This window comes from Prosthecobacter debontii (genome assembly GCF_900167535.1).
GTDB classification, from domain to species: domain Bacteria; phylum Verrucomicrobiota; class Verrucomicrobiia; order Verrucomicrobiales; family Verrucomicrobiaceae; genus Prosthecobacter; species Prosthecobacter debontii.
The window spans coordinates 1-19,793 of sequence record NZ_FUYE01000003.1; the positions used below are offsets into that span (position 1 = coordinate 1).

General features: G+C 55.3%; 16 protein-coding genes. 4 read left to right on the forward strand and 12 right to left on the reverse strand.

All coding sequences use genetic code 11. The features are described from left to right. Together B5D61_RS04790 and B5D61_RS04800 are read right to left on the reverse strand one after the other, a co-directional pair. A partial coding sequence (locus B5D61_RS04790) for a helix-turn-helix domain-containing protein (RefSeq protein WP_139373069.1) occupies positions 1-238 on the reverse strand: 238 nt, incomplete at its 3' end. A gap of 411 nt (positions 239-649) precedes the next feature. Next, a complete protein-coding gene (locus B5D61_RS04800; protein WP_078812183.1) occupies positions 650-1,243 on the reverse strand; it encodes a hypothetical protein in 594 nt (197 codons plus the stop codon). 381 nt (positions 1,244-1,624) lie between these two features. Between B5D61_RS04800 and B5D61_RS04805 the strand changes: the two genes are divergently transcribed. Next, a complete protein-coding gene (locus tag B5D61_RS04805) occupies positions 1,625-2,080 on the forward strand; it encodes a hypothetical protein (RefSeq protein ID WP_139373070.1) in 456 nt (151 codons plus the stop codon). Positions 2,081-2,087: 7 nt separating this feature from the next. On the opposite strand, the gene B5D61_RS04810 is transcribed toward B5D61_RS04805, so the two are convergent. The 4 genes from B5D61_RS04810 to B5D61_RS04825 all read right to left on the reverse strand — a co-directional run bounded on the left by B5D61_RS04810 (position 2,088) and on the right by B5D61_RS04825 (position 7,169). Next, positions 2,088-2,501 (reverse strand): hypothetical protein, encoded by a 414-nt coding sequence (locus tag B5D61_RS04810; protein ID WP_078812185.1) that lies wholly within the window; start codon positions 2,499-2,501, stop codon positions 2,088-2,090. Between the two features lie 346 nt (positions 2,502-2,847). Then, on the reverse strand, positions 2,848-4,224 hold the full coding sequence (gene lpdA, locus B5D61_RS04815) for a dihydrolipoyl dehydrogenase (protein ID WP_078812186.1): 1,377 nt from the start codon (positions 4,222-4,224) through the stop codon (positions 2,848-2,850). Positions 4,225-4,645: 421 nt separating this feature from the next. Further along, positions 4,646-5,593 (reverse strand): AEC family transporter, encoded by a 948-nt coding sequence (locus B5D61_RS04820; protein ID WP_078812187.1) that lies wholly within the window; start codon positions 5,591-5,593, stop codon positions 4,646-4,648. Between the two features lie 4 nt (positions 5,594-5,597). Continuing rightward, on the reverse strand, positions 5,598-7,169 hold the full coding sequence (locus B5D61_RS04825; RefSeq protein WP_245846471.1) for a class I tRNA ligase family protein: 1,572 nt from the start codon (positions 7,167-7,169) through the stop codon (positions 5,598-5,600). A gap of 165 nt (positions 7,170-7,334) precedes the next feature. On the opposite strand from B5D61_RS04825, the gene rapA reads away from it, so the two are divergent. Together rapA and B5D61_RS04835 are read left to right on the forward strand one after the other, a co-directional pair. Further along, complete coding sequence (rapA, locus tag B5D61_RS04830; RefSeq protein WP_078812189.1) at positions 7,335-10,064, forward strand: RNA polymerase-associated protein RapA; 2,730 nt, start codon at positions 7,335-7,337, stop codon at positions 10,062-10,064. A 95-nt stretch (positions 10,065-10,159) separates the two neighbouring features. Further along, complete coding sequence (locus tag B5D61_RS04835; RefSeq protein WP_176159228.1) at positions 10,160-10,861, forward strand: hypothetical protein; 702 nt, start codon at positions 10,160-10,162, stop codon at positions 10,859-10,861. Between the two features lie 22 nt (positions 10,862-10,883). Here B5D61_RS04835 and waaF read toward each other — a convergent pair whose 3' ends face one another. From waaF to B5D61_RS04865, 6 genes are all read right to left on the reverse strand, one after another. Then, positions 10,884-12,881 (reverse strand): lipopolysaccharide heptosyltransferase II, encoded by a 1,998-nt coding sequence (gene waaF / locus B5D61_RS04840; protein WP_078812191.1) that lies wholly within the window; start codon positions 12,879-12,881, stop codon positions 10,884-10,886. Between the two features lie 83 nt (positions 12,882-12,964). Next, a complete protein-coding gene (locus tag B5D61_RS04845; RefSeq protein ID WP_078812192.1) occupies positions 12,965-13,879 on the reverse strand; it encodes a sugar phosphate isomerase/epimerase family protein in 915 nt (304 codons plus the stop codon). Positions 13,880-14,107: 228 nt separating this feature from the next. Then, the gene (locus B5D61_RS04850; RefSeq protein WP_078812193.1) at positions 14,108-14,608 is read right to left on the reverse strand and encodes an NADH-quinone oxidoreductase subunit NuoE family protein; all 501 of its coding nucleotides are present in this window, start codon (positions 14,606-14,608) and stop codon (positions 14,108-14,110) included. 41 nt (positions 14,609-14,649) lie between these two features. Then, positions 14,650-15,909: an NADH dehydrogenase (quinone) subunit D gene (nuoD, locus tag B5D61_RS04855; RefSeq protein ID WP_078812194.1), complete on the reverse strand. Its 1,260-nt coding sequence runs from the start codon at positions 15,907-15,909 to the stop codon at positions 14,650-14,652. 187 nt (positions 15,910-16,096) lie between these two features. Continuing rightward, a complete protein-coding gene (rpsU, locus tag B5D61_RS04860) occupies positions 16,097-16,327 on the reverse strand; it encodes a 30S ribosomal protein S21 (protein ID WP_078812195.1) in 231 nt (76 codons plus the stop codon). Between the two features lie 90 nt (positions 16,328-16,417). After that, a complete protein-coding gene (locus B5D61_RS04865; protein WP_078812196.1) occupies positions 16,418-16,909 on the reverse strand; it encodes a hypothetical protein in 492 nt (163 codons plus the stop codon). 464 nt (positions 16,910-17,373) lie between these two features. Here B5D61_RS04865 and B5D61_RS04875 point away from each other — a divergent pair, with 464 nt between their 5' ends. Next, entirely contained in the window at positions 17,374-19,740 is a 2,367-nt protein-coding gene (locus B5D61_RS04875; protein ID WP_078812198.1) for an Ig-like domain-containing protein, read from the forward strand. The last annotated feature ends 53 nt before the right edge of the window (positions 19,741-19,793 follow it).

The following is a 19,793-nucleotide window of genomic DNA, read 5'->3' on the forward strand; positions in this document are numbered from 1 at the left end:
CAGGCTTGGCCTTGAGATGCTGGCGGATGGCGATGCGATGCTCGGCGACAATGGTTTTCTTGCGTCCGGCGCGATGATGACGTGCTTTGATACAACCGGTCTTGCGGCGCTGCTGAAGAAGCTTTTTGACCATGCCTAAAGACACATCGAAGCGGCGAGCGATCTCGGGTTGAGTGCCCTCGCCTTGATCATAGGCTTTGACGATACGTTCACGTAAATCCAGAGAAAGAGTGGCCATGCTCAGACTATCTCACACTCCCTCTTGTTACGCTATAGAATTATTTAATATGCTCTAAAACGTAATCAGCCGTTTGTGGATTGAGTTGGCGGTCTGCCGACTCCTCCAAGCGGTTGCTCCACCGACTGCTTCAATGACCGGCTCCATACCACACCCGCGATCATAAGCCCAACACCCAGCAGGATATAAATGGGCCTCAAATTCAGGGGTTCCATCGTCCCCGCATAATGATCGACCACAGACGCTGATGCTGCCCCAAGGGTCACCAGCAACATGCAATAAACCCAGGCTTTTTGGACACGCCCTGTACCATAAGGCGAACCCTGCGGCAATTCGGGTTTCGAAAAGACCCCCAAGAAGGCGAAGCCTCCCAAAAGAGCCGCTAACAACATTAGACGTCTGAACGAAAGATTAAACTCCATGGTCGTTGGCGGTTGCTTTGATTCTCGGCACTCCCTTGTGAGCACTGAAGTCGATTTTCTGCATTTGAGCCAACATGAGAATCTCCTGTCTAAGATCTGGATACTCCTGGATCGATTGCCATTTCCCAGCCGCCTGCAGGACCTTAAGCGTGTCAGTCAGTCGCCTCTCCATCTGCGATGAATCCGGGAGACGCTGCACGAAGTGTTTCCAGGCTCGCAGTAACAGCAATGGACCTCCGAGAAAAATTTGGCTCAAAACATAGGCCGGCCCAGTCACTCGACGCGCATAGCAATCCATCATCACTGCGTGAGCTGAATCCTCTCCTAAATCGTGGAAAAGGGATGACTCCAGATAGCTTTTGAACCCATCTCCATTCCGCCAGTGCCGATAACCACTCCAACTGATAGCCCCCAATGCAACGATGACACTCCCAGACACAAAACTGACGTCAAACTTAAAGCTGTAGAAAACGAAGCGGAGCCCGTAGCTAAAAAATAGCCACGCGATTCCGTAGCAAAGCAAGCCGACAAATGCCAGAAGCACGGCCTTGATGAGTTGATGGCGATTGTAATCAGCGATCACAAAAATCGTTATAGAATACCAACCTCAAGCACTGCGAGATTTTTATGAGAGCTGGTATTTACGCCATTCATTAGCCCAGGTTAATCTCTTCATAACACATTCCAAACCATCTATTCTTTTCAAGAACTATGCGCTGAAACTGAATATCCATTTTGCTATCTGATCGGGGTTTTGAAAAAGCAGCCACCCCAGAAGCATCTGACGGCCAAGTTTTTCACGGACCAATTCAGCAGGTTGATGACTGTTGAAGATCAGGCTGACACAGGGTGGTAAACCCAAAGGCGCTGTCTTCTCACGGCTAAGTACGTGATGCCCACAGCTCCTCTAACCATGGCTCCATCATGGAGTCCCTTTCCCGTTGCGGCTAGCCTGCTCTAGCACGTGCTTGCACATGGCAAAACAGAAGAGAGCTGCGCCTCAGCATATGCAGTGTTTGAGCCACAGCTCCAGGCGGGCGAAAACACAACAAAGCAATTTGCTGGTGAATCTCGCTCCTTTGATTTGCCCGTCGCCGACAAAGATCTGTCGTTTGAGAACATTCATGCACACCACTTTTTCTGGCTACTTGAAATGACCGTGGCCCGCGCACAGCAAATGCGAAAACCTGTGATCCTTGCTGGGTTGCCGGGATACGGGTATGAAGATTGTCTTGAGGACGAGCCTGGAACTAAGACGCGGTTGCGACTTCTCCAAGCAAGCTATCTCTATCCGTCCCGTGTCCCTCAAGGTGCGCGTTATGCGTTTCTTTCGGACACAGCCGCCAGAGAAAAACGGCGGGCCAAGGTGACAGCGATGCGTGAGTCAGGCTTCCGTGCCCCACCTCTTCCATGCCGATAACAGCATTTCACAAATGCCATTTCTGGTGGTCTGCGACCGCTACGATGGCGCCATCGGCCAGAGGTCGTCGCAGGTATTCTTCCGAAGGCCAGCCAAGACTGAGCCAAGCAATGAGCTTGCCGCCCTGTATCTGCTCCAGATAAATGCCACACTTCTTGTTAGTTAGACCTATCTCAACGACAACATCGGCCAGTTGGGCTTTTTCAAGTAGATCACCCGGCGTGGTGCCCTGCGGCAGATGATAGGTGCCCGGACGCAAGAACCCTGCCTGGACCGTCACGGTCACAGGCAAAGACGAAGCTCCGTAAACGCGCGGTTTTTTCGAGTGATAGGCGGCTAGCTGATGGTCAATCAGCGCCGCACACCCCGCCATCATGAAGACGATGGGCAAGGTCACGCAGAGCTGGAGGAAGGCTGGCATTTGGCACCTCATGGCGCTGGGTTAGTCACGCTGCGAAAACCATACAATGGCTGGCATCAGGAGAGAAAATCCAAATCCTAAGAGGCGAGAAGCCACTCCGTAGAACACAGCCTTAGCCCCGCCGGTTTTGCGCCATTCCTGGTGCTTCTTCCGACGAAACTGAGGTGATATGACATAGCACCATCCCTCAAACGTCAATACAATCAATTCGAGGAGTCCGCGATTGTGACCGCTGCTGCCATATCGAAAAGTCATGGTCTGGATAGCAAAAAGCCAGTAAATCGAAATTTACTGGCTTTAAAGGAAAAAAAACAGGGAGCCCGCAGTCACTGCAAGCTCCCAGATTTTACACGTGGATCGGATGCCCCTTGGCCACTTCGGTGGCTTCTTTGACCATCTCGCTCAGCGTGGGGTGAGCGTGGATGGTGGCTTCGATCTCGTCCCAGGTGGCTTCCAGATTCATGGCCAGACCGATCTCGGCGATCATCTCGGTGCTTTCGCTACCGATGATGTGGGCGCCGATGATCTCACCATGAGGCTCACCGTAAAGGATTTTGACGAAACCTTCCGGCTCGGCGGCGGCGAGGGCCTTGCCACTGGCGACGTAGGGGAACTTGCCGACCTTGAACTTGAGGCCTTTTTCCTTCGCGGCACGCTCGGTCAGACCGATGCTGGCGACCTGAGGATGACAGTAGGTGCAACCTGGGAACACGCCGACTTTCTTCGGCTTGTGCTTGGTGAACATTCCTTCGACACACTGGACGGCCTCATAGCTGGCGACGTGGGCGAGCCAAGGTGGCCCGATGATGTCACCGGCACCGTAGATGCCTTTGACGCTGGTCTGGTAAGTGTCGTCGGTCTGTAGCCAGCCGCGCTCGGTCAGTTTCAGCTCGATGCCGCCGGGCAGCACGGGCTTCACGCCGATGGCGACGAGGGCGATGTCTGCCTCGAGCGTCTCATTGGCAGCGCCTTCCACGGTGATCTTGACACCGTTACCGTCCTCGGAGGTGCCCGTGACCTTCGTATTGGTCAGGATACGGATGCCCGCCTTGGTCAGGCTCTTTTCCAGGGTCTTGCTGACCTCGGTGTCTTCCACCGGCAGGATGTCGGGCAGCATTTCCACCACGGTCACTTTGGTGCCGTAGGCATTGAAGAAGTAAGCGAACTCGATGCCGATGGCACCCGCGCCGATGACGATCACGCTCTTCGGCTGTTTCTCCAGCGTCAGGGCCTCACGGCTCCCGATGACGGTGTTGCCGTTGAAGGGGAAGCCGGGCATGTCGCGGCTCTTGGCACCCGTAGCGATCAGGATGTTCGCGGTGTCGTAGGTGGTCTTGGCACCATCGGCAGCGGTCACTTCCACTTTACCGGCAGCAGGGATGCTGGCAGTTCCTTTGAGGTAGTCCACCTTGTTCTTTTTGAAGAGGAACTCGATGCCCTTGTTGAGCTTATCGGAGACGCCACGGCTGCGGCCGATCACCTTGGACCAGTCGTAGCTCAGACCTTCCACCTTGAGACCGAACTCATCGGCACGATGGGAGATGGTGTGATACAGCTCGGCGTTCTTCAGCAGGGCTTTGGTGGGGATACAGCCCCAGTTCAAGCAGGTGCCGCCTGCACGGTCATTTTCCACACATGCCACTTTTTTACCGAGTTGTGCTGCGCGAATGGCTCCGACGTAGCCCGCAGGCCCGCCGCCGATGACGATGAGGTCGTAGTTCATGTGTGTGAGATTGGGGGAGAAAGGATACGCGCAGAGAAGCGCAGGGGGGGAGGGAGTTCAACAAGAGACTGAATCCCATCCTCGGCCCAGCGCAGATTCTCAGGCATCCCGGCTCTTTTCCCAATCTCACCGCCGAGAGGTCGGCATGGACTCAAAAAGAGCCGCTACATCAGGTGCAGCCGCGCAGGAGGAACAGAACCAGAAGCACGGGGATAGGGATGCCGATCAGCCAGAGAAAAATCCAGCCCAGCTTGCCCGACTCACGCGGGCGTTTCATGTGGGTTTTCATAAAGGTTGTTGGTTAGTGGATGAGGAGAAGCCCTCCTCACCAAGGTATCGCAAGCCGCTCCGCGACTAGCCCTATCCAACACATTTGACTCGGTTCACACCCACACGCCCCCTTCCCTACACGCCCCCTTCCCTACACGCCCACCACCTTCAGCGCCCAGGCAATGAGTAACGGTGCAGTGACCAAGCTCACCACCGTGGTGGCGATGACGCACTGCACGGCGGTCGGAGCATGCCCTCCATAATGCCGGGCGATCATGATGGTGAAAACCGCACTCGGCATGGCTCCCTGGACGATGAGGATGCGCTTCAGTTCCACCTCCAGAGGCAAGTAAAACGCCGCTGCCAAAAAACCGAGAGGAAGGATGAATTGACGTAAAATGGGTGCCAGAATCGCCACGGACCAGCGCATGCGCTCCTGCCCCCAGATATCGGCAATGGAAGCCCCAATGATCATCACCGCGAGCGGCACCGCACAGGCCCCCATCATGCCCAGGGTATTGTGGATCACTTGGGGGATATAGACGTGCAGACCCGTGAAATTCAGCAGCAGCGAGGTCAAAATCGTGATCACCGGCGGATTGATCGCCAGTTTCCACGGGGCATTGCCCAAACCGGTCAGCAAACCCACCCCAGCTGTCCAGCAGGCCATTTCCACCCCAAGGGTAAAGGTAAACATCACCCCCAATGTGCCATTTTCAGGGAAAAGCGCGGTCACGATGGGGATCGCCACAAAGCCATAGTTCTGCATGCCGCAGGTGACCGCAAACGTGCGGCGTCCTTCATGCTTTTGCAGGCCGATGAGCGGCGCGGCAAAATATGAGATGGCAATCCCCAAAGCCACGAGCGCATAACCCAGACCTGCTGCAATGAGCACCGGCCCAGGTTTCATCACCGCTTCATTGCCCACCACCCGCTCCAGGATGAGGCAGGGGGTCAAAACCTTGACGGCCAAGCGCATCATCCCAGCATCAGCCTCCGCCGGTAGGATGCCTAACTTCCGCACCGCCGCTCCCGTCGCCATCGTGAGATAGACGGGCAGGACGACCGTGAGGATGCTGGCAAAGTCGAGCTGGAGCATGGAATTACTCCGCAGTGGCGATCTCCAAACGTGGGAATAGCGGCACCGGCGCACCCAGTTGATGACCGTCCTTCAGCATGCCCCACTTCAGATCACTCAGTTGGAAAGCTTCGGGCATCTCCCAGCCGATTTGGGCACGGGCGGTGGCCATGGCGGTCGGCATGATCGGATTCAGCAGCACGCTGATGTGCACCCAGGACTCGGCCAGATGATAGAGCACGCTGTCCAGGCGGGCCGCCTGCTCAGGGTCTTTCGCCAGAGAGAAAGGCTTCGTGCTATCCACATAGGCATTGGCGGCCGTAACGATCTTCCACGCGGCAGCGATGCCATCGTGGATGCCCCAGCCTTCCATGCTTTCCAGGTAGGCAGGCAGAGCCTCCGCCACCGTCTGTCGCAGAGCTGCATTCTCCGCATCGTCGTAGCTACCAGGGGTCAGCACGCCACTGCGATATTTCTGCGCCATGTTGATGCTGCGGTTGAGCAGGTTGCCCAGGCCACCGGCGAGCTCTTTGTTATACGACATGATGATGCGCTCATCACTGAAGTCGCTGTCGTAGCCCGTGGCGATATCGCGCATCAGGTAATAGCGCAGCCCATCGGGCGTGAAGGTGCCGGCGAGCACATTGGGATCAATGACATTGCCCAAGCTCTTGCTCATCTTCGCTCCTTTAACGTTCCACCAGCCGTGGACGATCAGGCGAGGGATCTGGTCATCGCTGAATCCAAGCGCATGCAGCATGATCGGCCAGTAAACGGCATGAGCAGGCACCAGGATGTCCTTGCCAATGACGTGAGCCTCAGATGGCCAGAGCTTGCTGAAATCAGGCAGGTCCGTGTTGCCGCATTCATCGGCAAGATAACCGGCGAAGCTGATGTAGTTGGTTAGGGCGTCGAACCAGACATAGTTCACAAATCGTTCATCGAAGGGCAACGGAATGCCCCAGCTCAGGCGCTCAATCGGACGGCTGATGCACAGGTCTTGTGGAGTGCCTTCCAGCGCATTCAGCACCGCGCTTGCACGGTGAGTCGGGAAGATGAAATCGGGGTGGGTCTTGATGTAATTCTTCAGCCACTCCACGTGATCACTCAGGCGAAAATACCAATTCTCCTCCTGGAGTTCGACCACCTCACCCCACTCCTCACCGAAACTGCCATCAGCACCGCGTTCCTTGTCGGTGAGGAACTGTTCCTGACGCACGCTGTAGAAGCCCGTGTAAGCTTGTTTGTAGAGCTGCCCGCAATCGTGCAGCTTTTGCAGCATCGCCTGCACCACTTTCTTGTGCGTGGGATCTGTCGTGGCAGCCCAGCCGTCATAACGAACATTGAGTTTATCCCAAAGCGCTAGGAAATGCTCGGTGACACCATCCACGAAAGCCTGAGGCGTAAGCCCAGCTTTATCGGCGCTCTTCTGCACCTTCTGCCCATGCTGGTCCACACCCGTCAGGAAATACACCTCTCGGCCGTTCAGCCGCTGAAAGCGAGCCATCACGTCCGCCAACACTTTTTCATAGGCGTGGCCGATGTGCGGCGGCGCATTCGTGTAGTCGATGGCGGTGGTGATGTAGTAGGGCTTCACAATGGGAAAAAGGAGGATGACAGTGTTACGCCTGCTGTGGCTTCAGGGCAAGCGGTTGCACAAAGATGAGCGGTCAAGAACAGCCAGTTCCCCCAGGGAAAACGTAAACCTTCTTGCACTCCGCCGTGTTGCCCCTACCATCGCTGCCCCCCTTTTACTTCTGCAATGGAACAACCTCTTCCTGGACAACGCTGGGTCAGCGATAGCGAGCCTGAACTTGGGCTCGGTGTGGTCATGAAAGCTGAATTCGCCCGCGTGGAAATCTTTTTCCCAGCCGCCGGTGAACACCGCCAGTTCGCCATGAAAACTGCCCCCCTACGACGTGTGCGTTTTCAAGCCGGTGATACCGTCAAGACCCACGATGGCAAATCCCTGGAAGTGGAGACGGTGGAAGAGCGCAAAGGCATGCTTTTTTACCTGGGCGCGAGCCGTGAAGTCAGTGAGGCCGAGCTCTCCGATACCATCAGCTTCAGCAAACCTGAGGACCGCCTCATGGCTGGGCAGATTGATGATCTGCGCACCTTTGACCTACGGGTCGAGGCGATGAAACGCCGCGCCGATATGCGTCAATCCACCGTGCGTGGTTTCTGCGGAGGCCGTGTGGATCTGCTACCGCACCAGATGTACATCGCCAACGAAGTGGCGGGCCGCATGGTGCCGCGCGTGTTGCTGGCGGATGAAGTGGGTCTGGGAAAAACCATCGAGGCCAGCTTGATCCTGCATCGCCTGCATCTCACAGGGCGTGCGGAGCGTGTGCTCATCCTCGTGCCAGAGCCGCTGGTGAATCAGTGGTTCGTCGAGCTCTATCGCCGCTTCCATCTCACCTTCTCGATCTATGACGAGAACCGCTGCGATGTCCTCGAAACCGAGGAAGAAGGCATCAACCCCTTCCTGGAAAGTCAGCTCATCCTTTGCAGCACCAGTTTCCTGGCTGGTTCTCCAAACCGTGCGGAGCAAGCCGAAGCCGCAGGCTGGGATCTGCTCATTGTGGATGAAGCTCACCACCTGGAATGGAGCCCCGAAGCGCCGAGCGACTCCTACGCTCTGGTGGATCGGCTCGCGTCTAAGATTCCTGGTTTGCTCCTGCTGACCGCCACACCTCAGCAGCTTGGGCCAGAAGGTCACTTCGCTCGTTTGCGTTTGCTGGACTCCAATCGCTATGCGGATCTGAGCCAGTTCCTCGCCGAGTCCGAGCACTACGAAGAGGTCGCCAAGGCCATGGATCGTCTTGCTTCGGGCAAGAACCTCACGGCCGCGGATGAAAAGCTCTTCATCAAAAAATCTCCGCACCTGAAGGAACAGCTCGCCGCTATGAAATCGGGTGAGGATGGGGCGCGCGAAAAACTGATCTCCTCGCTTCTCGATGAATTCGGCACCGGCCGTGTGATGTTCCGCAACACCCGTGCTGCGCTGAGTGGCTTCCCTGAACGTCAGGCCAACCTCGTGCCCATCAAAGCCAAAGAGGAGCCTCTGGAAGCCAAGGTCAAATGGCTGGCCGGATTGCTCAAGGAGTTAGGCGAAGAAAAAGTCCTGCTCATCTGCCGCACCCGTAAGCTGGCCGAACAGATCAATGAGAAACTGCTTCATGAGGTCAACGTTCACTCCGCCCTCTTCCACGAAGGGCTGACATTGATGCAGCGGGATCGCCAAGCCGCCTTCTTTGCCGAAGAAGATGGTGCTCGCATCCTCCTGTGCTCCGAAATCGGTAGCGAAGGACGTAACTTCCAGTTCGCGCATCACCTTGTGTTGTTTGATCTGCCGGAAGATCCCGAGTTACTAGAGCAGCGCATCGGTCGTCTGGACCGTATCGGTCAGACTTCCACGATTCACATCCATGTGCCTTACATCCAAGCCGGCGCTGAAGAAGTGCTGGCACGCTGGTATCACGAAGGTTTGAATGCCTTTGAGAAAAACCTGCATGGAGCCACCGAGATCGTCGAATCTCTCCGTGATGAATTGGCCCCGCTCATGAAGGACATGAAGGCCACCAACCTGAAGGCTTTCATCAAGAAGTCTCAGGAGCAACGCAAACTGGTGACCAAGAAGTTGGAGCGCGGGCATGACCGCCTTTTGGAACTGAACTCCTGCAAGCCTGAACAAGCCGAAGAAGTCATCCAAGCCGTGCGCGCCCAGGATGCGGACATCGACTTCGAAGAGTTCTTCATCCGCCTCGTCGATCACTTCGGCCTGCATGTGGAGGAGCATGGCAATCGCAGCTATGTGCTGATGCCCGCCCACCTCACCACCGATAAGTTCCCTGCCCTGCCTGATGAAGGCCTACTGGCTAGCTTCGACCGCACACGTGCACTCTCTCGCGAGAACATGGCTTTCCTCACCCAGGATCACCCCATCGTGCGCGGGGCACTGGATCTTTTGTTAGGCAGTGAAAACGGCAACAGCAGCTTCGGCCTTTGGCGCAATACTGGCAGCGAAGGTCTGATGTTGGAGACCCACTTCGTGGTCGAATGCATCGCCCCCGCCTCCCTGCATGTGGATCGCTTCCTGTCCTCCACACCGATCCGCATCGTTGTGGATCATAGCAGCAAGGATAGGCGAGATGACGCCGCCTTCATACAGGCCAAGATCGAAAAAGGCAGCCCCACACGCCTGCTCGAAAACGCCGGTATCAAGCGCAAGATCTTCCCCGCCATGATGAGCAAATCCAAAAAGCTCGCTGAAGCGGAAATGGACAAGCTGATCGCCGAAGCCACGGAAAAGATGAAGGCTCAACTCCAGGCCGAGAAAAATCGCCTGGAAGACCTGCGCCAAATCAACGACCACGTGCGCCCCGAGGAAATCACCGCCCTCGAAACCCAGATGACCGCCCTCGAAGAAGCCATCGGCTCCGCACGGGCACGCTTGGATGCCTTGAGACTGGTGCTACAGAGCACGTGATGAACGAAGCTGGGGAGCGAGTTTCTGACTGATCCCCTTCGAGTTCAAAACAAAGATATTGTATTCCTTCGCCAAGTTCAGCTACGGCTGGGTCAGTGAGTGCTATTCAATCAGTCCCCGAAGAACTCGCTAAATTCGAGAATCTACAAATTCAGCTCTCTGATATCAAGAGAGCTACCTCCATTCATACGGAGCTTATAGCACTGGCCGAATCGTTGGTTCGACGCTTCCCTCATGAGGCCGATGCTCATCATCTACTGGGTATCGCTTGGTATGAATACCCCTGTGCGTCTTCGTATCGGTCCTGGCGTTGCAAGAGTTCCTTAATGAAGGCCGTCCAGATCGAACCGGACCATCAATACGCTCTGCAATACCTTGCTTATCTAGCCTTCGATCAAGAGCGCTATGACGAAGCCCTGAAATTTCAACAGCAACTCAAACACGACTACTTCATCGAACGGGATCAAGAGTGGCGAGCATTGAAAAATGCCGAAACCTCTTTAGTTTGTAAGGTCCGAATCTGCTCAGATGAGCTTCCAGAGCAAGAATTCTCGGCTTTCTGCACATGGTATCTCGACGCTGAAAAACGAGAAAACTCCATCGACCCAAACGGTAGCTATGTGTGGCCTCAGGAACTCCGAGAACTAGCTGAGTGGTTGTTTGAAAACGGCACAGTCATCTCCGATGCGAAGCTTCAGAAGATTCTAAAATTTCTTCACCAAATCTCTTATCATAACACACTCCGCAACATGGAGCTCCGATCTTATACAGAGGCACTGCCTGATCTACATGGCTGAGGACTTTTAGCTCAGAACTTCATCACCCCACCACCGCCAACTGCTTCTCCACGGCCTCGGCCACTTGTTCAGGCGTCACTTTCGTCATGCACTCGTAGTGACCCAAAGGGCACTCGCGCTTGAAGCAGGGGCTGCAGGGAACGTGGTGACGGATGACGATGTGCTGTGAACCCAAAGGTCCAGTGAGCACAGGCTCCGTGGAGCCAAAGATGCTGACGGTTGGCACCCCCAAGGCAGCGGCGAGGTGCATAGTTCCTGTGTCATTGGTAACCAGCAGGTGGCAGGAACGCAGTTCCTGGATCAGCTCTGAAAGCTTGGTTTTACCCACCAAATTGGTGTGCGGTACGGAGCCCCCCACGAGCAGGGACAGTTCTTCACCCATTTTGGCCTCCCCTGGAGCGCCGTAAAAGGTCCACGCCGCATCGGCATGAAGGCTACTCACCTGCTGCATCACGGCCGCAAAGCGATCCATGGGCCAGCGTTTAGCCTGCCCGTATTCAGCACCGGCGCAGATGCCGATCTTCAATCCAGGCCCTGCCACCGGGCGTGCGGCCTGAGGCTCGCGTGATTCCAGCTTGGCCAGCTCCGGTTCCACATTCGCCCCGCAGCTCTTCGCAATGTGCAGGTAGCGCAGTGCATGGTGCATGGGAGGACCGGGTGCCTTTTTCGGCTCTTTGATGATCTGCGTGAGGAACCGAGAGCGAAGGGAGCCTTTGAACCCAACGAGACGTGGGATGCCTGCGAGCCAGAACTCCAGGGTGCTGCGGGTGGAATTGGTCAGCAGGATGGCAGCATCGAAGCGAATGCCCGTGGCTTTGATCCGGCGAGCCACGCTGAAGAGGCCCTCTTTGTTTTCCTTGCCGATGTAACGATCCACCTCGGGCTGGGACTCCCACAGCTCGCGCAGTTTTTCAGGGCCAAACACGGTCAGCTTGCAATCTGGGCGACCCGCTTTCATGGCACGCACAGCCGGGAAGGCCATGCAGGCATCACCTAACCAATTAGGCGACCGCACCAGCAGCTCAAAGGGCTGAAGTTTGGACTTATCGTAATCCGCCGGGAAGGCAATGCCGCGCTTATAATCATGCAGGAGGAAGCGCGGCTTTGGCAGCTTCCAGCGGTTATGCACCCAGAACCAGTTCTCGGGTTGGCGGCGCACCATCTGCTCCACGCTACGGTTCATCCAAACGGTGAGTCCATCCACAGTCTGTTTAACCTCGTGGGTGTCCACAGGCGCACTGCACACCATGCGCCAGCGGCCTGGACCATCATCATAAATGGCCATCGGCATCAGCACGCCATGGCTGCGCTGAGCCATCATGGCGGCGATAGGAGTGGTCGAGGCCAGACGATCAAAAAAGGGAGCCCATAGACCTTGATCCCCCGCATGCTGATCCACCAGCACACCGAGGCACCCCCCCTCCTTCATGTGTTTCATCGCCCCGGTGAAGCCATCCTGCCGATTGAAAAGCGTGTAACCCAGCTTACGCCGCCGCCGGATGAGCAAGTCATTGAGGAAGGGATTGCGTAACGGCTGATAAACCGTAGCCGGTTTGCGATCAAAAACGAAGAGGGTCGGCACCTGAGTAAGGATCTCCCAGCAGCTCAGATGGCAGACGAGGTAGAGGATGGGTTTCTTCTCCGCCATCGCCTTGCGGGTGTGCTCCATGCCTTCCACCTTCACCCGGGCCTCCACCTGGGCCTGCGTCATCATGGGCAGGCGGAAGCCGCACAGCACATTGGAAAACAGCGATTGGAAATGCTTTTTGGCCGTGTGGTGAATCCAGTGTTCATCCCTCTCACGACCGAAAGCGATGCGTAGGTTATGCTTCGCCAAACGACGGTATTTCCCGGCCACGTAAAAACCAATCGTGCCGACCACACGACCCACATACCAGACCAACTCCAGAGGCATCAGCCAGAGTGTGCCTTCGATGCAGCGAAAGAAGGCATACACCAGCCACTGGCTGATGCGTTCGAGTGTCTTGTTGCGATGTTTCTTTTTGGAGGCCTTGCCCATGCGCGCGTCCTCTTATGGCTCAGCGAGTTGCATTGCGCAACCATCGGAGGCGACACAGGGCGTGCGCGACAGTAATTTATGCCTCACGCCCAGTTCATCCACTCCTTGAGCACCTTGAGATCCCGCTGGTGAGCCTCACGGAATTCCTTGAGCACCGCAGGCGAGGTGGCATCCCCCTTCAGATACTCCAGGTGCAGGGAGATAGGACCGGCGAAATTGTTTTTCACCAGCATCTTAGCGAAGTCCGGGCTGACCTGCCCCTGACCGAGTGGGCAGTTTTCGCCTTTGCGGCCTTTCCACTGGAAGTCTTTGAAATAGACACCGCCCCAGTGGTCCTCGGTGAGTTTGGCGTTTGTCTGCCAAGAATAGCCGCCCTCAAGAGTCGCGTGGAAGATATCGAAGAGGAAGCCGAACTGCTTCGGATCATACTCCCGCATGATGGAATACATGTCCCAGATCGGTGCGGCCACATAGTCCTTGCCTGAGTGGTTCTGGAACAGGGGTTGGATGCCGATTTCAGAACTGAGCTGGACGAGATCTTTGATTTTCGGACGGAGATCCTGCAACTGCGGCCAGATGGGCTTGGTCAGGTCGTATTTGAAGTAGTTCATCCGGTAGCGCTTCACACCGAGAGCGGCTGCGGTGCGCAGGACTTTTTCCGTGTGTTGCTCGGCACTGACTTCATTGATACCGGAGGTCATGACGGTGAGCTCCAGCCCCTGTTTCTTCAGCGCTTCCACGTACTTAGGCAACTCCACCTCCACCGCTTCAGGCTCGATGTGACCCTTGGGTCGAATTGGCGACTCGACGCCGTCCACTCCCATCTCGACCGCGAGACTGGCGATATCTTCATACCCCAGTCCTTGCAGATGCTTGGTGAAGAAACACAGCTTATTGGTCCGCTGGCGCGAAGTGGCTGCGAAAGCTGGGCTGCCAGCAAAGGCGATGGAGCTACCCACAAGAGCAGCGTTTTTCAGGAAGGAACGGCGGTCAGGCATGGTGATGGGAGAAGAAACCGCGCAAGCGGAGGAATCTTGCAGGCTTTCCCTGCATACATTGACTCAAGAACGAGTTCACTCCTAGCTTCAGCCCCATATCCTAAAGTCTATTCACCCAAGCAGGCAAACATCGCAGGCTTCAACGTAATCCTGGCCAGCATCATGAGGCTTTTACCCCTGCATGATATCCATCGAACAGGAAACGGGCCCTCCCAGTCAATGTAACCTTTATTGATACTTCGCCAGCAGTTCACCAGCTTTGGCCGGATCGACTTTCTCAAAGAAGTCGTCCTCCACCATGCACACAGGGCCGAAGCCACAGCTGGCCAAACACTCTGCGAATTCGATGCTGTATTTCCCATCTTCACTCACCGCGATGGGGTGGTGGTGATCGGTATGGCTGCGATCAATTTTAGCCTCTTTGCAGAGGGAATCCATTAGCTCATAACTACCCGCCATAGCACAGGAAAGCGTGCGGCAGACACGGATATGATATTTACCTGGGGCACTCTGGCGGAAGCCTGGATAGAAGGTCACGACCTCCAGCACCTGGATAGGCTCCAACCCCAGCTTTGCGGCCACCCAGTTCACGATATCCTCGCTGATGTAGCGATAATGCTCCTGCATTAGATGAAGCAGAGGAAGCACGGCACTGCGCTTGGACACAGGGTAATGCGTAATCACCTCGTCCATCTTGCTTTCCAATTCTGCGGGGACTGCAAATGCCATCGTCGTCGTTCTAAAAAGTTCTGCTTCGTCTGCCGCCGGGCTTAGCGGTCACATTCACCCATCACAAAGTCCAAGCTACCCAGCACGGAAGGAATGTCGCTGAGCATATGTCCGGGCATCATTTTGGAGATGATGCTCAGGTTGATGAAGGAGGGGCTACGAATCTTCAAGCGATACGGCACGCCGCCGCCTTTGCTGTGGATGTAGAAGCCCAGCTCGCCTTTCGGGTTTTCCGCACCGAAATAAACTTCACCGGGAGGTGCGTCGATGCCCTGAGTGGCAATGATGAAATGGTGGATCAACTCCTCCATCTTCATGAGCACCCGTTCCTTGTTAGGAAGCAGCCCTTTGGCATCCGCCACATTGATGGGGCCACCAGGCAGGGTATCCATCACCTGACGCAGGATGCGCACGCTCTGGCGCATCTCTTCCATGCGAACCAGATAGCGATCATAGCAATCGCCCTTGGTGCCGATGGGGATATCGAATTCATACTTCTGATAATCCAGATACGGCTGGGTCTTGCGCAGGTCATGCTCCACACCGGAACCACGCAGGTTCGGGCCGGTCAGACCGTAAGAGATCGCATCTTCCTTGCTGATCACGCCCAAATCCTGAGTCCGGGCGATGAAGATGGCATTGCGAGTGAGCAGCTTATCGATCTCGTCGATCACTGGCTCCACCTCATTGAGGAACTTCCGCACCGCTTCCACAAAGCCATCTGGAAGGTCGCGAATCTGACCACCTACGCGGGTGTAGCTGGTGGTGAAACGAGCACCCGTAAGCTGCTCACAAAGGTTATAGATCTTTTCACGCTCCGTGAACGTGTAGAGGAAAACCGTCATGGCACCCACGTCCATGGCAAACACACCGACGCCGAGCAAGTGAGCCGAGATACGCGCCAGCTCACAGCAGATCACGCGAATGGCTCGGCCACGCTCAGGCACTTCCCAGCCCATCAGCTTCTCGACGGCGAGGGAGTAGGCCACGTTATTGGCCAGAGGAGCGAGATAGTCCAGACGGTCCGTGTAAGGCACGAACTGGTTGTAGTGCATGTTCTCGGCGATCTTTTCATCGCCACGATGCAGGTAACCGACGTCGGGTTCCGCTTTGGTGATGATCTCACCATCCAGCTCTAGGATCATGCGCAGCACGCCATGAGTGGCTGGGTGGGAGGGGCCCATATTCAGGACCAGCTTCTCGCCCACAATGTCATTGGTCGTCTCTTCAAGCCCGTCCAGGTGCATCGCAGCCTTCGCGGCGGTGTCCGGGGTCTCGTATTCACGGGTTACGGCAGGCATAATCAGGGTGGAAAGGACTATTCTCCGCCGCAGAAACAGCGGCAAGGCGAATTTGTGAAAAATTTCACAAGCTCAGATTCAAGAGCTCTAAAAGGTTAAGACCCACTCAAAAACACAAAAAGGCTGCCTGAACGAGCAGACAGCCTTTTTGAGGTTGGAAATCCAGACAACGAGCCCGGGAAAGAAATCAGGCTACGGGAGCCGAAGCAGCTTCAGGTGCCTTTGGCAATGTGAAGCGGAAACGGATCTTACCCCGCTTAGCGGCAGCACGGGCTTTGCGCTTGGTGCGCTCCTTTGGGTTCTCATGGGAGCGCAGACGGCGCATTTCCTCGAGGATACCTTCCATCTCGAGCTTGGTTTTCAGACGCTTGAGAGCGCGGTCAACTGGCTCACCTTTGCGGATTTGGACTTCGGGCATACTGATTCAGAGAAATGAGTTTGAAGAGGGGCGGCGATTGTAGAGGCTCCTGACCTTTCGTCAAATAGAAAGATGCCTTCTATCGCGCTTTTAAGCCTCAGCAGCCTCTGATTTGGAAGCAAGGCCATAATAACGCCGGCTGGGAAAACCAAAAATGAAGCCGCCAAAGATCCATATTTTAACGACTTGAACCACGAGTGCCGCTATGCCCACGCCCGGCCCAACTCGTTGGGCCAAGTCGGGTTCGGTCAAGAGGGGCAACAAACTTCCCACCATGAGAATTACCATAAAACAAGTCACGATGCGATGACTCCAGTGAGAGCGACCTCCGATCATCAAAACAAAGGCCGCCATGTAGCAGCCTAATGAAAGAGCCGTCGGACCATTCCACCCCATCGAATGCTGGCCGAATTCCTGCCAAAAAAACCACTGCCTTAACGACCAAGACAAGGCTCCTAGCACAAACACCATCAGCGCCAGCCACCACACCACAGGCCGTTTGGGTCGCGGGGATTGCAGACGACTCACATCACTCTTCGGAGGCTGATACGGATTCACCTCGTCGGAGTCAAAGTCAGACATAATGCAGTAAATGGATCGGCGAGGGTCGCTTGATTTCGCCAAGTTTCAAATCCAGAAAACGACCGACGTCACAGCAAGTCTGGTGCAGCCATCCAACCCATCTCGGTAGTGACGACGCCCCTTCCATAGGTCCTTGGCATGGAGACGGTGGGCGGATAGCCTTCTATCAAGAGCGTCATGTCGCTCTCTTCTCGTCGGTATCCGCTCCTTGAAAACGGACATAACCAAGCCGCTTTCGGAATCGCTGCATTTCGCGTCGCTTACGATAGGCCGGAGAAATGACCCCTCGCTTGTAGGTTTTGCGGATGATATCCCCATCAATTTAGGAGCGATCATGTGATATACGATCATTTTGATGGATAAAACAATTATAAAATCTTGAGTGAGTCTACTCAGACATCATCAAGCGAAGGACAATCACAGGATCGCTTAGGTACTGTCATTCACATTACCCCTCGCCTATCATGAAAACACTTCAAAATGACCCTCTCTCGGTCGATGGTAGCCCTTGCCTTCAAGGGCTTGTTCAGTCTTACACACTGAAATATTTGTTCGCTTTCTTATTAAGTTTAATCGCACTAGCGTCACCACCACCTGCACATGCAGATCCAACGCTTGATGATCTCGTCATCGTTGATGTGGGTCCAGATTCAGCCGAGGTGAAGGTCGAACTTCCGTCTCTCTTTATTGGCACGGTCAAACTGATCTACACCGATGAGGAAGGCACAACGAATGAAGTCGTTAAGCTCAACGTCAATGCACTCAACTTGGTCGACCTTACGCTGCCTATCCAAGTCACAGGCCTTGTCCCGGATACCGCCTACACTGTCCGCGCAGTGGCTACGGGCCTTTTGGGTACAGTCTACAATACCGCAGATGCGGTTCTTGAAACTCTGCCACTCGATGGCGACCCACTCCTCGACCTAGTGGCGGTGGAGGTAGGAACGGAGTCAGCAGAGTTGAACATTGAGTTACCAGAACTTTTTACGGGCACGGTGACTGTCGTTTACGAGGATGAAAACGGAAATGTGAACACGGAGGTGATCACCGACGTGGCCGGTCTAACCAGTCTGGACGTCAATCTGAATGATCTCCTTGCAGGCACCACTTATACTGTGCAGGCCTTAGTGGATGACCTCCTTGGGACGATCACTGAAACGGTAACTATCATTGTGGACACACTCCCACTACCAGCTACTGAAGCACCTGAGGCGGTCACCACCACGGCCACGAACATCACCACCACCAGTGCGACCTTGAACGGGACAGTCGATCCCAACCAGTCTTTAACCGTCTATTATTTCGAGTATGGCAAATCTACCGCCTACAGTAGCAGCACGCTCCCCGCTCCCCTCGTCGCGGGTGACAGCCCGGTGGCAGTTCCAGGTCCGATCAGTGGTCTGACGCCCAACACACTCTACCACTTCCGCATCGTCGCCACCAACAACGCTGGCACCAGCCGTGGCAGCGATGCCACTTTCACTACAGAGGCAGTGCCACCCAACACTCCTAACACAGCGCCTGTGGCATCGGATGACTTCATGTATCCCCAAGGAAACGCCACCTCCGTCGCAGTGCTGGACAACGACACCGATGCGGAGGGCGATCCCCTCACCATCTCAGAATTCACCCAGGGCACGAGCGGCACTGTGACGACGGGTCCCGACAACACGTTGGTTTACACGCCGGGACGTAATTATCGGGGGACAGATTCCTTCACCTATACCATCACAGATGGTGAGTTCAGTGATACAGCCACTGTTTACGTCCAGGACTACTACCAAGCCACCACCGGTATCTACAACGGTCTTGTCTCCAACACGACTCCGACGAATCGCAACACGGGTGTTCTTACATTGAAGGTCAACAAACGCAGCTCTTACACCGGCGTGCTTCAACTTGGCGGCCTGAGATATCGTTTTAAAGGTGCCTTTGACCCTTCCGGCAATTCGGTCGTTAATGTCAATCGATCCAAGCTTACGCCAGTCAACATCAGCCTCCATCTCAATCCTTTCCGTGGAGCAGTGGAAGGCACGATCCTGGTGGATAATTTCAGTTCGACTACTGTAGCGAAACGCTGCCCCTATAACATCAAGTCTAACCAGACTGCACACTACGGCCGCTACAATGCTGTGCTGAATCCCGCCGTCGGCCCCAATGTGCCGTTAGGCAACGGTTACATGGTCTTCAGTATAGGCAAGACCGGAGGGGTCCGCGTATCTGCCAGACTGAGTGACAATCGCCCATTTACCACCTCAGCTTATCTCGCGGCAGACGGCACCTTCCCTCTCTACAATGGCATCTATCCAGCCAATTTCAGCGAACGTGGCAGCTTGGGTGGCCTAGTCACCTTGGAAAATCCTGCCACGGCAGGCAACGGCAGCCTGACGGCCAGTAGCACTCTACGGTGGTACAAGCCCCCTCAGAGATCGGGCTTGTATGCTTCTGGTTTTACTGCCGACGTGGATCTAACAGGGTCTCGCTATGGAAAACCTGTCACTGGAACTCGTGTCTTCCAGGTGGACAATAGCAATGGTCAAGTGAAGGTGACTATCACAGATGGTAACCTGAGTTCCCCGATTTCTGCCACCTTCATCTGGGCCACGAACAATAAATTGGTCGCCACGGGTCCAAATCCGGGAAATGTGCAGATCAAGATATCACCAAGCACTGGGGCATTCTCAGGTAGGTTTGTAGACCCAGGTACTGGGCTAAAGAGGAGCTTTCGAGGGGTGATCACTCAGCGGCAAAAATATGGCAGCGCCCTATTCCAGGGCTTCACTCACACTGGCACTGTCACCCTTTCTGAAAGTGGCTTCGAACCTAACTGAATCTTCGACACTCCAACAATTCGTTAATTCCTGCATAAACCAAACGGCGCAGT